Source organism: Xanthomonas dyei (assembly GCF_002939865.1).
GTDB classification, from domain to species: Bacteria; Pseudomonadota; Gammaproteobacteria; order Xanthomonadales; family Xanthomonadaceae; genus Xanthomonas; species Xanthomonas dyei.
Genome location: NZ_MDEE01000006.1, coordinates 19,729 through 34,324, shown reverse-complemented (window position 1 = coordinate 34,324; position 14,596 = coordinate 19,729). Strand labels below are relative to the sequence as shown.

The 14,596-nt window shown below is 66.0% G+C and carries 10 protein-coding genes; 6 read left to right on the top strand and 4 right to left on the bottom strand.

Annotated elements, in window-relative coordinates:
* Nucleotides 1–122 precede the first annotated feature (122 nt).
* From XdyCFBP7245_RS06355 to dusB, 4 genes are all read left to right on the top strand, one after another.
* Nucleotides 123–1,421 carry a NupC/NupG family nucleoside CNT transporter gene (locus XdyCFBP7245_RS06355; RefSeq protein ID WP_104614894.1) on the top strand — a complete coding sequence of 433 codons (1,299 nt, stop codon included), beginning with the start codon at nt 123–125 and terminating at the stop codon, nt 1,419–1,421.
* A gap of 80 nt (nt 1,422–1,501) precedes the next feature.
* Complete coding sequence (locus XdyCFBP7245_RS06350; protein WP_104614893.1) at nt 1,502–2,455, top strand: ribokinase; 954 nt, start codon at nt 1,502–1,504, stop codon at nt 2,453–2,455.
* A 104-nt stretch (nt 2,456–2,559) separates the two neighbouring features.
* Entirely contained in the window at nt 2,560–3,162 is a 603-nt protein-coding gene (locus XdyCFBP7245_RS06345; RefSeq protein ID WP_104614892.1) for a DUF4893 domain-containing protein, read from the top strand.
* 147 nt (nt 3,163–3,309) lie between these two features.
* Entirely contained in the window at nt 3,310–4,308 is a 999-nt protein-coding gene (dusB, locus tag XdyCFBP7245_RS06340; protein WP_104614891.1) for a tRNA dihydrouridine synthase DusB, read from the top strand.
* A 205-nt stretch (nt 4,309–4,513) separates the two neighbouring features.
* Here dusB and XdyCFBP7245_RS06335 read toward each other — a convergent pair whose 3' ends face one another.
* Nucleotides 4,514–5,614 carry a metal-dependent hydrolase gene (locus tag XdyCFBP7245_RS06335; RefSeq protein ID WP_104614890.1) on the bottom strand — a complete coding sequence of 367 codons (1,101 nt, stop codon included), beginning with the start codon at nt 5,612–5,614 and terminating at the stop codon, nt 4,514–4,516.
* Between the two features lie 477 nt (nt 5,615–6,091).
* On the opposite strand from XdyCFBP7245_RS06335, the gene XdyCFBP7245_RS06330 reads away from it, so the two are divergent.
* Both XdyCFBP7245_RS06330 and metK read left to right on the top strand, forming a co-directional pair.
* Entirely contained in the window at nt 6,092–6,577 is a 486-nt protein-coding gene (locus tag XdyCFBP7245_RS06330) for an OsmC family protein (protein ID WP_104614889.1), read from the top strand.
* Between the two features lie 357 nt (nt 6,578–6,934).
* Nucleotides 6,935–8,146, top strand: coding sequence for a methionine adenosyltransferase (gene metK / locus XdyCFBP7245_RS06325; RefSeq protein ID WP_104614888.1), 1,212 nt, complete (start codon nt 6,935–6,937; stop codon nt 8,144–8,146).
* Between the two features lie 349 nt (nt 8,147–8,495).
* Here the strand turns inward: metK and XdyCFBP7245_RS06320 are convergent, their stop codons facing one another.
* The 3 genes from XdyCFBP7245_RS06320 to XdyCFBP7245_RS06310 all read right to left on the bottom strand — a co-directional run bounded on the left by XdyCFBP7245_RS06320 (nt 8,496) and on the right by XdyCFBP7245_RS06310 (nt 14,562).
* Nucleotides 8,496–10,025 (bottom strand): histidine-type phosphatase, encoded by a 1,530-nt coding sequence (locus XdyCFBP7245_RS06320; RefSeq protein WP_386261519.1) that lies wholly within the window; start codon nt 10,023–10,025, stop codon nt 8,496–8,498.
* Nucleotides 10,015–12,789, bottom strand: a complete 2,775-nt coding sequence (locus tag XdyCFBP7245_RS06315) for a TonB-dependent receptor (RefSeq protein WP_104614991.1) — start codon at nt 12,787–12,789, stop codon at nt 10,015–10,017. The genes XdyCFBP7245_RS06320 and XdyCFBP7245_RS06315 overlap by 11 nt, the downstream gene beginning before the upstream one ends.
* Before the next feature lie 567 nt (nt 12,790–13,356).
* Nucleotides 13,357–14,562, bottom strand: coding sequence for an OmpA family protein (locus XdyCFBP7245_RS06310; RefSeq protein WP_104614886.1), 1,206 nt, complete (start codon nt 14,560–14,562; stop codon nt 13,357–13,359).
* Between the last annotated feature and the right edge of the window lie 34 nt (nt 14,563–14,596).

Genomic DNA, 14,596 nt, shown 5'->3' with positions numbered 1-14,596 from the left:
CAGTTTACCGGGCCGGGCGCCTGCGCAAGCCTGTGCCGGCCTTCTGAATGCCGCTCGCCTTGCCCGCCGACACCCCCTGCTCTAGGCTTCATCGTTTTGCCGTTAGCAGCCCGGGGAATGGAATGGTCGAAGGTTTGGGAAGGATCGGTTTCGGCCTGTTCGGTCTGGCGGTGCTCATCGGCATCACCTGGCTGTTTTCGACCAACCGCCGCGCGATCGACTGGAAGCTGGTCGGCACCGGCCTGTTGCTGCAGATCTCGTTCGCCTCGCTGGTGCTGCTGGTCCCGGGCGGGCGCCACGTGTTCGACTCGCTAGGCAAGGGCTTTGTGAAGGTGCTGAGCTTCGTCAATGAAGGCTCCACCTTCATTTTCGGCAGCCTGATGAACATCGAAAGCTACGGCTTTATTTTCGCGTTTCAGGTACTGCCCACCATCATCTTTTTCTCCGCGCTGATGGGCGTGCTGTATCACCTGGGCGTGATGCAGGTGGTGGTGCGTGCGATGGCCTGGGCGATCACCAAGGTGATGCGCGTGTCTGGCGCAGAAACCACCAGCGTGTGCGCCAGCGTCTTCATCGGCCAGACCGAGGCGCCGCTGACGGTGCGCCCGTATATTCCCAAGATGACCCAGTCCGAATTGCTGACGATGATGATCGGCGGCATGGCGCATATCGCCGGCGGGGTGCTGGCCGCATACGTGGGCATGCTCGGCGGCAGCGATCCTGCGCAGCAGGCGTTTTACGCCAAGCATCTGCTGGCCGCCAGCATCATGGCCGCGCCGGCCACCCTGGTGGTCGCCAAGCTGCTGGTGCCGGAAACCGGCACGCCGCTGACCCGCGGCACGGTCAAGATGGAAGTGGAAAAAACCACCAGCAACATCATCGATGCGGCCGCGGCAGGCGCCGGCGATGGCTTGCGCCTGGCGCTGAACATCGGCGCGATGCTGCTGGCCTTCATTGCGCTGATCGCCTTGATCAACGCACCGCTGACCTGGCTGGGCGAGGTGACTGGCGCCGCTGCAGCGCTGGGCCGGCCGACCAACCTGTCGACGATCTTCGGTTACGTGCTGGCGCCGATCGCCTGGGTGATCGGCACGCCGTGGGTGGATACCACCACGGTCGGGTCGCTGATCGGCCAGAAAGTGGTGATCAACGAGTTTGTTGCCTACAGCGAGCTGTCACGGATCGTGAAGGGCGAAGTGCCTGGCGTGGGTCTGAGCGCCGAAGGCCGCCTGATTGCCACCTATGCCCTGTGCGGCTTTGCCAACTTCAGCTCGATCGCGATCCAGATCGGGGGCATCGGCGGGCTGGCGCCGGAACGTCGTCACGATCTGGCCAAATTCGGCCTGCGTGCGGTGCTCGGCGGTTCGATCGCCACCTTCATGACCGCTACCATTGCCGGCGTGCTCTCGCACTTCGGTTGAGGCGGCGCGGGTTCATCGGTGTCACGGTCTAATCGCCGAACGCCATGTTTCATTCGAGTCATTCACGCAAGCAGGTATTTATGAGTTCGGTCGTCGTTGTCGGGTCTTTCAATGTCGATCACGTGTGGCGCTGCGATGTGCTGCCGGCGCCGGGTGCCACCATCGCCGGCCGCTACAGCACCGGCCCGGGTGGCAAGGGGTTCAATCAGGCGGTTGCGGCCACACGTGCTGGCGCCAAGACGCATTTTTTGTGCGCGCTAGGCGACGATGCAGGCGGCGCGCTCGCGCGCGCGCTGGCCGCGCACGACGGCTTCACGCTGATCGCCGAACTGAGCAATGAACCCACCGGCACCGGCGGCATCTATGTCGATGGTCACGGCCGCAACACCATCGTGATCGGCGCCGGCGCCAACTCGGTGCTGAGCACCGGGTTCGTCAAGAACCAGCGCGCGCTGGTCGCCTCGGCACGCGTGCTGCTGGCGCAGCTGGAATCGCCGGCGGAAACCATCGAATCGGCGCTGGCCCTGGCTCACGAATGCGGTGTACTGACCGTGCTCAACGCCGCCCCGGCCAATGCACCGACCTCGATCAGCCTGCTCAAGCTGGCGGATGTGCTGACCCCGAACGAAACCGAATTCGCCGCCCTGCTCGGCCGCCACGTCGGCGAGCGCATCAACGCCGACGATGTGGCCGCATTGGATGGCAACACGCTGCATTCGCTGTGCCGCAAGCTGCTGCCGGGCGGCACCGTGGTGGTGACGCTGGGCGCGGTCGGCGCCTTCATCTCGCACGCCGAAGAACAGCTGCGCGGCGATAGCGCCGCGCATTACCGCGTGGGCGCAGAAAGTGCGCAGACGGTGGACACCACCGGTGCCGGCGACGCCTTCAACGGCGCGCTGGTGGCCTCGCTGGCGCAGTCGCCGGGTGCGAGCTTCATCACCCACGTGCGTTTTGCCACCCGCTACGCGGCGCGCTCCACCGAAGTGGAAGGCGCCGCTGCATCGATGCCGCAGTTGCTGCCGGACGCCGGCTAACCGCCTGCGCCGATGGTGGCATCGGTTTGCGTTCACTCGCCCCACCCCGCCACACCTGACCGCCCGTCACCGTGACCGGCCTGCATTACGACAAGGAGTGTTCGATGCGTCGTTGTTCCCTGATCCCGTTGGCTGCACTGTGCGCCCTGCTTGTCCCGCTGGCGGCCGCTGCACAGCGCTGCGACTGGAACGGCGCTGCCAGCGGTGCCGACCGCGCAGCGGTGACCATGTCTGCAGACAGCCTGCAACAGGCGATCGCACCGCACTACGACGATGCCGAGCAGGAAGACGGCGCCGCGCTGGCGCGCACGCTGCTGCAGCGTGCGCAGTCGCCGCAGCTGCCGGGCAAGCTGGACGGCCGCTGGAAGGTGCGCTCGATCCAGGTCGACCAGCGGTTCGCCTATGCCTACCCGTATTTCAAGGCCGAGATCAGCCGCGATGCCTGCGGCTATCGCTTCAGCAAGGTCAGCGGCTCGCAGCGCCGCAGCGGCACGCTGTATCCGCTGGCCAAGGACAGTCGCGAGTTCGCATTCCTTGGTGCCAGCACGGTCAACGACGAACCGGAAGGCCGCTACGCGCCAGGCAATATTTCCGACGGCACCAACGGCAACAGCGTCGGCCGGCTGGTCGCACTGGGGCCGGACGAACTGCTGCTGATCCTGGACGGCGGCGCCAAGGGCTTCGAGCTGTATCAGCTGATCCGCTGATCCTGGAATCTTCGGCCCGGCCGCGTCAGCGCGATTCGGCGGGCGCATGCGCTGGCTTGCTGCAGTCTAAGTCCGCGTTCGCTACTGCATGCGTCCTCCGGCAGCGCCCGAGTTGGCAGCAGCGGCAACCGCGGCGACAATGCGCGCATGCAGATCGGCCCTTACACCATCGCCCCCAAGGTGATCCTCGCCCCGATGGCGGGCGTTACCGACAAGCCGTTCCGGCTGTTATGCAAGCGGCTGGGCGCCGGACTGGCGGTGTCGGAGATGACCATCTCCGATCCGCGCTTCTGGGGCACGCGCAAGTCGCTGCACCGCATGGACCATGCCGGTGAGCCGGACCCGATCAGCGTGCAGATCGCCGGCACCGAGCCGCAGCAGCTGGCCGAGGCGGCGCGCTACAACGTGGACCATGGCGCGCAGCTGATCGACATCAATATGGGCTGCCCGGCCAAGAAGGTCTGCAATGCCTGGGCCGGCTCGGCGTTGATGCGCGACGAGGCGTTGGTGGCGCGGATTTTGCGCGCGGTGGTGCAGGCGGTGGATGTGCCGGTGACGCTGAAGATCCGAACCGGCTGGGATTGCGACCATCGCAACGGCCCGACCATCGCACGCATCGCGCAGGAGTGCGGCATCGCTGCGCTGGCGGTGCACGGGCGCACCCGCGACCAGCATTACACCGGCAGCGCCGAGTACGCGACGATCGCGCAGATCAAGGCCGCGCTGCAGATCCCGGTGATCGCCAACGGCGATATCGATTCGCCGCAGAAGGCGGCGCAAGTACTGCGCGAGACCGGCGTGGATGCGGTGATGATCGGCCGCGCCGCGCAGGGGCGGCCATGGATCTTCGGCGAGGTGGCGCATTACCTGGCCACCGGCTCGCTGTTGCCGGCGCCGACGCTGGCCTTCGTGCGCGACACCCTGCTCGACCATCTACACGCGCTGCACGCGTTTTACGGCCAACCGCAGGGCGTGCGCATCGCGCGCAAGCATCTGGGCTGGTACGCCAAGGATCACCCGCAAAGCGCCGACTTCCGCGCCGTGGTCAATCGCGCCGAAACGCCCGAAGCGCAGCTGGCGCTGACCCGCGATTACTTCGACGCCTTGATTGCCGGCGTCGCGCCGCCGCTGCCGAACGCCGCCTGAGGAGTCCCGGCTGCGCTCGAACGCGTGCGTGCGCAGCGTGCTGCCATCCGCTGCGCGCCATGGCGTGACGTGGCTAACCCACCTGGCGCGCAGGCGTCAGCTGGGTGTGGGCAGCGCGCTCACCCGGAATCCTAGGAGCGCCACATACGCACCGGGCACATGCAGCGCCCGCCTGCCGGCTGCACAGTCGTTTTGTGAGCGGCTCTTATTGCGTCGACGCTGCCGGCGTAGCCACCGGCGTGTCCACCTGCTCCAGATCGCCGGTCAGCGCCGTGCCGGCCGGTGCATGCCAGATGCGGTGCCACATCTGCGCCAGCACCGCACCGATCTGATCGCGTGCCACCGGTGCGCGATAGGCCGCCTGGACCTGGCGCGGAACGATGGGCTGCCATTGCCCGCCGTCGCGGTGCGCGACCACGAAGTTGAAGTTGTAGTCCGGCTCCAGGCCCATGCGCAGATCGCTGAGCATCAAATCGTCGTCGACCAGGCGCGCACGCATGAAGCCGCGATTGAACCAGGTCAGCCGGCGTACCGAATCGAATGCCGCTACTTCGCCCAGTGCCTGGGTATTGCTGGAAAAGCCACGGAACTGCATCGATCCGGTGTCGGCCACCAGCGAACGCTCGCCGATCACATAGCCATTCGGCGTCATCGCCACCACCCGCCATAGCAAGGTGTTAAGCGGCATCGGTACCGAGAAGCGTGGCGCGTCGGCCAGCCCCATCGCCGCCAGCGCGCGGTCGGCTTCCTGATCGACCAGATGCTTGGCGATCAGCGACCAGCCCAGATAGGCCGAACTCGCCACCAGCCCGATCACCAGCACGTGCTGCGCCAGCGGGCGCGCGCGGGCGAACCAGGCAACCGCGCAAGCCAGCAGCAGCCATAGCGTGTACGCCGGATCGATGATGAAGACGCTCGACCACATGGTCGGATGCGGCTGCAGCGGCCACCACAGCTGGGTGCCGTACACGGTGAAGGCGTCCAGCAGCGGATGGGTGATCAAGGCCAGCTGGATCGCCCAGAACCAGCGCGTGGGTGCGCTGGCCACGCGCCCGTTGCCGTAGCGCCGGAACAGCCACCAGATCAGCCAGCCGAGCAGCGGCAGCACGAACAGCGAATGGCTCACGCTGCGATGCACGGTCATCAGGGTGACCGGGTCGTCGGTCAGCGACAGCAACGCCAGCGCATCGAGGTCGGGCAAGGTGCCCAGGGCCGCGCCAGCCAACAAGGCAGCGCGCCGCTGCCCGGGCGGCGCGATGGCGGCGGCGATCGCGCCACCAAGAACGATCTGGGTCAGGGAATCCATCGCCCGATGCTAGCAGGCCCGACATGCACGGATCGGCATCGCCCAACGCGCTTTCAGTCGGCACACAGCTGCCTCTGCGCGGGCCTGCATCGAAGATGCGCGCCGGGGCGACCAGCATCGCATCGCAGCAGCCGGCACGCTGCGCAGCTGCAGCGGATTGACGGGCGCGAGCGCGGCCTTGACGAGCGGGCGCCGTGTGTGGGGAACGCTACGCATCTGTCGCGGCAGATGCGTAACAAGTCCCTCGACCTGCTGCATGGCGACGCCGCGCAAGTGCCCCTCCTGCAACCTGGAGCAGACCGACAAAGAGCTGTCTCGGCGTAACGGCCAGCGCGACAGCAGCCTGCGCAACAAGGACCTGGCGCGGATGGTCCACCGTTGGGAAGTGCCGCCCCCGGGCGGAGGCCGAGGCGGTCGAGTCCCTTGTCAGCCAGGGTTGCAGGCCGCACTGTGCGCGCTCAGGCAAGGAGTGCGGCAATGCCAGACAAACAGCACCAGTACCGCGTGAAGGTCACCTGGACCGGCAACCACGGCAGCGGCACCTCGGGGTATCGCGCCTACAGCCGCGACCACCGTATCGAGGCCAAGGGCAAGGCCAGTGTGATCGACGGCTCGCCAGACCCGGGCTTTCGCGGCGACCCGGCACGCTGGAACCCCGAAGACCTGCTGGTCGCCTCGCTGTCGGCCTGCCACAAGCTCTGGTATCTGGGGTTGTGCGCCGGTGCCGGCATCATCGTGCAGGCCTACGAGGACAACGCCGAAGGCGCCATGCTGGAGCAGGCCGATGGCGCCGGGCAGTTCACCTCGGTGGTGCTGCGCCCGTTGGTGACCCTGGCACCGGGCAGCGACCTCGATCAAGCCAGGGCGCTGCACCACACCGCGCATGAAAAGTGCTTCATCGCCCGCTCGATGAATTTCCCGGTCGGCCACGAACCCCAGCTGCAATTGGCCGAATCGACCTGAGCGGTGGGTTGCTCAAGGCTGTAGCGGTTCCTGTCGAGGGTAGATGCCCAACGCCGACCACAGCGTTTGCAGCGCGACACCGGTGCCGGCCAGATGTTCGAGCAGCTCGTGCAGTGGCAGACGCCCCCATTGCACGCCGTGCCGTCGCAGGGACGGCACTGGCCGGTGGGGATCGGCATGCCTGGCTCGCGCATTGCCGCCTTTGCGCGATGCAGACACCTCAGTGCCGGCTGCCGGGGCGTTTTGTCGGTCGCGCTTAACCCCAAGGCATCGCGTTCAGGCGCACAATGCAACGGACACACGGGGCGTGTATCATCCGCAGCCATCTTTTCATCCGAATTAAGGGATATAAGCCTGATGTCCAGCTACCTGTTCACCTCCGAATCGGTCTCCGAAGGCCATCCGGACAAGATCGCCGACCAGATCTCCGACGCCGTGCTCGACGCCATCCTGGCCCAGGACAAGCGTGCCCGCGTGGCCTGCGAGACCATGGTCAAGACCGGTGTTGCGATCGTTGCCGGCGAAGTGACCACCAGCGCCTGGATCGACCTGGAAGCGCTGACCCGCAAGGTGATCCTGGACATCGGCTACAACAGCTCCGACGTCGGCTTCGACGGCGAGACCTGTGGCGTGCTCAACCTGATCGGCAAGCAGTCGCCGGACATCAACCAGGGCGTGGACCGCAAGAAGCCCGAAGAACAGGGTGCTGGCGACCAGGGCCTGATGTTCGGCTATGCCACCAACGAGACCGACAGCTACATGCCGGCGGCGATCCACCTGGCGCACCGTCTGGTCGAGCAGCAGGCCAAGATCCGCAAGAAGAAGAACTCGGCGCTGTCCTGGCTGCGTCCGGATGCCAAGTCCCAGGTCACCCTGCGCTATGAAGACGGCGTGGCGACTGCGATCGACGCAGTGGTGCTGTCGACCCAGCACGACCCGGGCGTCAAGCAGAAAGACCTGATCGAAGCGGTGCGCGAGGAAATCCTCAAGCCGGTGCTGCCGGCCAAGTGGCTGCACAAGGGCACCAAGTTCCACATCAACCCGACCGGCAAGTTCGTGATCGGTGGCCCGGTGGGCGATTGCGGCCTGACCGGTCGCAAGATCATCGTCGACACCTACGGCGGCTGGGCCCGTCACGGCGGCGGCGCGTTCTCGGGCAAGGATCCGTCCAAGGTCGACCGTTCGGCCGCCTATGCCGCACGCTATGTGGCCAAGAACGTGGTGGCCGCCGGTCTGGCCGACCGTTGCGAAGTGCAGGTCTCCTACGCCATCGGCGTGGCCGAGCCGACCTCGATTTCGGTCACCACCTTCGGCACCGGCAAGATCGCCGACGAGCAGATCGAAAAGCTGATCCGCAAGCACTTCGACCTGCGTCCGTTCGGCATCCTCCAGATGCTCGACCTGATCCACCCGATGTACCAGCAGACCGCGTCTTACGGCCACTTCGGCCGCAAGCCGAAGGACTTCACCTACACCGACGGTGCGGGCGTGCAGCATTCCGCCACCTCGTTCTCGTGGGAAAAGACCGACCGCGCCGACGCCCTGCGCGCCGATGCGAAGCTGAAGTAAGCCGCCAAGCGCTTCGGAGCTTGAGTGTGTGTCGCAATGGGCCGCTGACGCGGCCCATTGCGTTTTAACGCCTGGCGCCAGCATCCGCCCATGCGGGGGCCCTCTCCCTGCGGGAGAGAGGTTGAGGTGAAGGTGCGGAGCCAAGCCGCGCTGCATGGCACGTGCATTAGACTGCGCGCCTACCCTCATCCGCCCCTGCGGGGCACCTTCTCCCGAGGGGAGAAGGGATCAAAGCCCCTCTTCCTGCGGGAGAGGGGTTGGGGTGAGGGTGCGAGGCGAAGCCCTCCTGTGCGGCATCGGTTGCTTCAGGCAGGAAGACGCGCTTCAAGCAGACGTCGCACTACCGCACCTACGGATCCAGCTTCAGCTGTTGCTCCAGCGCCTTTGCAAACGCCGGCAACGGGCATGCCATGCGCTGTTCGGAGGCGCAGACATCCAGGGTCAGCTCCTGTTGCAGCGGTGGGTGTGCCAGGTCCAGCGGTGCCAGGGTGCGCAGTTGATCCAGCGATTGCGCCAGGTAGCGGGCACGCACCACGCGCGTTCCGTCGGGTTGCCGCCACAGGCCGAGCAGCAACGCACCGCCCGGTGGTGGGTCGTCGGCGCCATAGCCGGGCAGATGGAAGTGCACGCCGAGCAGACTGCTCAGCGCGGCGATATGCGTGTCGCTGCCGACAAACAGCGACAGCGTGGGCGCGCGCGCATCGTCAAAGCGTTGCAGCACTTCGCGTGCCAGCGGGGCGCCGGAGCGCTGGGCCATGTAGTGCGGGCGCGCGTAGATATCGAACAGCAGCGCGTGCAGGCGCGAGACCTGCGCCAGGCGTTCGGGGGTGGCGCGGCCCCAGCCGACCTGCGACAGCGGCAGGCCGTCGGCGTACTGCAGCAACAGCACCTCGCCGGTGCCGGAGGTCAGATCGATCGGCCCGCCTAGGGCTAGTCCACGCCCATTGGCCGATGGCGCCAGCGTGGACGGCATGCGCGCAAAGTCGCAGGGCGTGCGCGTGCAGCCCAGGATCTGCTGCATCGCCTGCAACTCGACCGCATGGCCGTGCATCACTGCCGCAGGGCCGCCGGTCTGCTGCTGGATCGATGCCACTGCGGCTGCCGCATCGAATGGCACCGCGCCGGCTTCGATCGGCCGGAACAACGGGTCGTTGCTGCCCGCCTCGCGATGCCCGGCGACGATGCCGCAGCCGGGCGCCAGTGCATCGGCCAGCAAGGCACCGCTGTCGATGGTGCGCTGATCGGTATTGGCCCAGACCGACACACTCCCTGGCGCCGGGCATCCCGTGCGCGGCAGCAGGGCCTGCTGCGTCAACCATTGACGCAGATACGCGCCGCTCAATCGCACGGCCTTGCGCCCGCGCGGGGTGAGCAGGCTGGCCGGGGTGGACCACTGCGGCCAGGGTTGGTCGGCATACTGCGCCGCGGCCGCTTCGCCTTGCAGCGGCGCACGCACGCCGTGGCGGAACACCACGACCATGCGTTCCAGCTGCTCGCTCTGCCGATCTGCGGCGCTAGCGTGGCCGTGGACGCCAGTCTGCGATCGATCAGGCGCACTCCCTGGCGATGCGCTAAGCGACGGCGATGCGCAGCCACCCAACCCTGCCGCAAGCGCCAGCAACAAGCAGACACCTGTGATCGCAGGCGCGCGACCGCGACGCGGCCCCTGCGCTGCGCGCTGCGGAGGCGACGCGATCCCCATCGCATCGCCTCCGGCCTGTCCAGATGGCGCAGACATTGGCGGCGCCGTGTCGCCAGCCAACGTCACGCAGCGCAATGCGCCCTGCTTGGCGCTGTCGATCCGTCCCGCAGCGACGTTCTCGTGCCGCTGCACAGCCGCCGATACGCACCACCCTGCACGATCAGACTCAGAACACATATTTGGCGGTCACCAGGCTGGTCATACCCGAATCGACGATGTCGGAAATCGCCGTGGTGTCGTGCCCCACATGCGCCCAATAACTGTGCTGCTTGGTGAGGTTGGCAACCGACAGATCCACGCGCAGGTGATCGCTCGGCGCGTAGCCCAGATGCAGGTCCACGCGGGTGATCGGCTTGATCCACAGGTTGTCCCAGCGCGCGCCCTGGTTGAGATAGTCGTATACCGACACGTATTCGCCAGAGTAGTGGTAGCTCAGATTGACCGACCACGGCCCCTTTTCGTAGAAGACTTCGGCGTTGGCGAGCAGGTTCGGTGCATTCTGGATGCGTTCGTGCGCAAAGCCTGCTTCGCCCAGATCCACGCGCGTGGTCTGGCGGGTGACATTGGCGCCGATGCCGACGCCATCCAGCGGTGCGGGCAAGCCCTGGAAGGTCTGCCGCACGGCGGCTTCCATGCCCAGCACGCGGCCGTCGCCGCCGTTCTGCGGACGCACGAAGCGGGTGCTGGCACTGCCGCTTTCGCCGGCATTGGCCGCGTTGGAACCGCTCTCGTAGATGTAGTCGGTCAGGCGCTTGTAATAGCCGGCCAGCATCGCATGGCCGCCCGCGTCGTTCTGCCATTCGCCGGACAGATCCACGTTGAGCGACTTGATCGGTTTCAGATCCGGGTTGCCTTCGGTGATGATGGTCTGGCCGTCGCTTGAAATATCCGTGGAGCGGCCACCGCCCAGCTGCACGAACGCTGGACGGGTGTAACTGGTCCACACCGAGCCGCGATACACCGCGCTGTCGCCCGCGGGCCGGTAGTTCACGAACACGCTCGGCAAGACCACGTTGTAACGCGTGTGGTTGTTGGCGAATGCGCCGACCTGCTCGGCCCCGTTGACGGCCGCCGGCTGCGCCCAGAACGTATTGGTGATTGCGGTATGTTCGAAGCGCACCCCCGGCAGGATTTCCCAATCGCCGGTACGCAGTGTCGCCATCGCATAGGCTGCGCTGACTGCCTCGGTGGCGCGCATGGTGTTGCAGTTGAGGTTGTTGACCGCCAGCTGCCCGCAACTATCGAAGCTGGCCGGCGTCAGCGTGCGTGCGATCAGGTCGTTGAGCGCGGCGTTGCTCAAGCGCACCGTGGGCAGTGCGTATTGCCCCGGATACACCGCATCGTAGCGCTGCGCGATCAGCCCGGTGTCGCGCAACAAGGTGCCGTCGGTGTACTTGGCATTGGTCCAGTCGCGATCGGTGAAGCTGCGCGAGCTGTCGACATACTTCACGCCGAAGGCGATGCGGCTGAGCAGGCCGTCATCGAAATCGTAGCCCACATCGAACTTGCCGCCGCCCTTGTCCTGCCCGCTGTACTGTTTGGAAAGTTGACCGGTGCGGCGCGCGAACAGGCTTCCCACATCGGACGCCTGCGCCTGCATCGCCGGGGTCAGCAACGGGATCGGGAAGCCGTCGCCGTCGTAACTGATGAAGCGGTTGGCGCCGTAGGCGAAGTTGGTCGAAGTGTATTGATCGTTGCGTGCGGAAATTTCCACGTGATCCGGGCGATCGTTGTTGCCGGTGCCGTAGAAGATGTTCGGCGCGAACGTCCAATGCCCCAGTTGTTTTTCCGCACCCAGCTGGACGGTGGCAAGATCGGCTTCTTCCGGGTTGGTTTCGTACCAGTAGCGCACTGCCACGCGATTGATCTGCGGCTGATACACACCGCTGGTGCCGATCTGGGTGAAGCTGACATTGGCCGGCACGAACTGCGTGTAACCGGTGTTCTGCTCGGTCTTGGCGAAGGCGTAGGTCATGCGCGCATACAGATGCAGGCTGGGGTCCACACGCCAATCGAAGGCGGCATTGCCACCGTAGCGGCGGGTGTCGCCTTGCGAATACCCGATGTTGATGCCCGTGCTCTGCAGCACCTGTTGCGGGTCGCTCCCTGCGGCCAGATTGCCGCTGGCATCGGCACGCGCGAATTCCCAGGACCCATCGTTGCGCGCCGCCGAGGCGCCGGCCACTTCGCTGTTGACGAAATGACGCTCGTCGTAATACGCGCTGACCGCTACACCGAACTGCCCGGCATCGCCAAAACGTGCATGCCAGTCGCCGGCGGCGCCGCTTCCCAGTCCGGAATCGCCGTAATCGCGCGCACGGCTTTCCATGCGTCCGCTCAAGGTCACGCTGCCGCCCTGCCGATCGGACGAGTCGAAGGCGCTGGGCGTGCGGTAGTCGATGGTGCCGCCGATCGCATCGCCATCCATGTCGGCGGTGGAGGTCTTGTTCAACACGATGGTCTGCAGACCCGATGGCGGCAACAGACTCAATTGCACGCCACGGCTATACGGCATGCCCTGTGCCACGTTGATGCCATTGATCAGGTTGACGTTGTATTCGGCATTGAGACCGCGCACCGATGAAAACATGCCTTCGCCACGCGCCGCGCCATCGATGCCGCCGAAATACGACTGCCCGGTGTTGATCACATTGACGCCCGGCATCAGACCCAATGCTTCGGCCACGTTGTGCACCGCCGTGGTCTTCAGATCGTCGGCGGACAACACATTGACGGTGTTGGTTGCGGCCATCTGCATGTCGGTCGCGTTGTAACGGGTGGCGGCGACGGTGACCTTGTCCAACGTGGCCATTTCGCCTTGCGCAGGGGTTGCGGCAGCCTGTGCGGATTGCGCGGCAGCATGGCCGCAAAAAATCGACAACGACACGCACAAGGCCTGCGACAAGCGCGAAGGACGCAGCAACGAACAACGAGCGATCATGATCAAATCCGATGGGTGCAGCAACGCGCCATGGACTCAAGCCACGGCGGCGCCACCACGATGTGTGAGAGAGCGACGTGGCCTGTGGCAGCGGACCTGCGTCACACCTGCAAGCAGGCGCCGCGCATGGTGGTGACGGCATATTTCAAAACCATGACGCACGCTACAGACATGACAAATGCGCGCAGCAAGCGCGCAAGTCGGCATAGTCGCTGGCGTATGGAAGCGCGGATCGCTGCCGGCATGCGCATACGGCTACTGGCGCGGGTGCACAGCCATCTTCGTAAAACGCGACATGACAGCGCATGCTGCCGAGGCGTCATGAATTGTCAGCGACGCCTGGCGCAGCAAGGCGCCTGCCGTGTTTGCAGACAGCGCCCGAAACGCGGTTGAAGGTGTCTGTGGGCAAAAGCGATCACGTCACGTGCTGGGTCGCGGCCGACACGACGATGACGTTACGACCACCCTGCGCGGCAGTGCGCGAAACCAGCATCGAGTGGCCGATGCCGATGCCGATGCAACGCGCACGTCTAGCCGATATCGCTTACCTGATGCTGCAAGCCTCATTCACGAGCGTAAGAAGATTTCGACCCGCCGATTGAGCTGACGCCCCCCAGGATTGTCCTGCCCGTTGACGGTGTTGGGCGCCACCGGTTGCGATTCGCCATAGCCCTTTGCGCCGGCGCCCTGTGCGGCGCCGCGCGTGCGCAACGCGGCCAGTACCGCATTGGCCCGGCGCTCGGACAGCGCCTGGTTGTAGGCGTCATCACCCTTGGCATCGGTGTGCCCGCGCACTTCCATCTCTTGGGTCGTCACCTTGCCGAGCGCGGCGGCCAGCGTGTCGAGCACGCGCGCGGCATCGGGCCGGATATCGGACTTGTCGAAGTCGAACAGGATGCGGTCGTTCAAGGTGATCAGATAGCCGCACGCTGCGCCGGGCGGGGCGAACTTTTGCAGCGGCGGAAAGCGGCCGGCCGGCGGTACTTTCGGCAGCGGCGGCATGCGCACTTCGCGCGGCGGGGTGCCGACCGTGCCGGTGCCGTCGCCGCGGTTCTGCACCAGACCATCCGGTCCGTTCCAGGTGCCGGAGCCATCGGCGTTGATGGTGACAAGGCCACGCGGGCCATTCCAGGTACCGCTGCCATCGCCGTGATTGTCGATCAGGCCGCTCTTGTCGCTGTTCCAGGTGCCTGCGCCCTTGCCATTCAAGCTGATCAAGCCGGCCGGGCCGTTGTAGGTGCCGCCGCCGTTGGACTGCACGTCGATGATGGCGTCGTCGCCACCCTGCCCGGACGCGTTGATGGTGCCGCTGCCATCGGCATTGACATTGACCAGTCCGCCATCGAAGTTGGCGGTACCACTGCCGTCGGCCTCGAGGTTGAACAGGCCGCCGTCGCCGTTGCGCAGCAGGTTGCCGTTGGCGTCGACGCTGGTGATGCCGGCATCGTTGATCAGCGTGCCGCCATCGCCGCAGCGCGCAGGTGCGACGCTGATGCCTTCGATCGGGTCGAGGATGTCCTGCAGCGAAGCCTCCAGCGCGCGTTGCGCCGGAGTCACGCCGACGATCTCGGGGATGACGATGGTGGGGATGGCCGGAAACTCCGGCACGCTGTCATCCGCTGCTGCCGGCGCATCCGGCGCGCTCTTGGCCTGCGTCGACTGAGCTGCCGCTGGCGCAGGATCGGCAGCAGCGGCTGCATCCTTCGGACCTTCGCCACGGCCGCAACCGACCAATAACAGGGGCACCCACAGCACTGCCGACAGCTTGCGCATCGCCGCTTCCTTGTTCGAGCATGTACGAGATGTG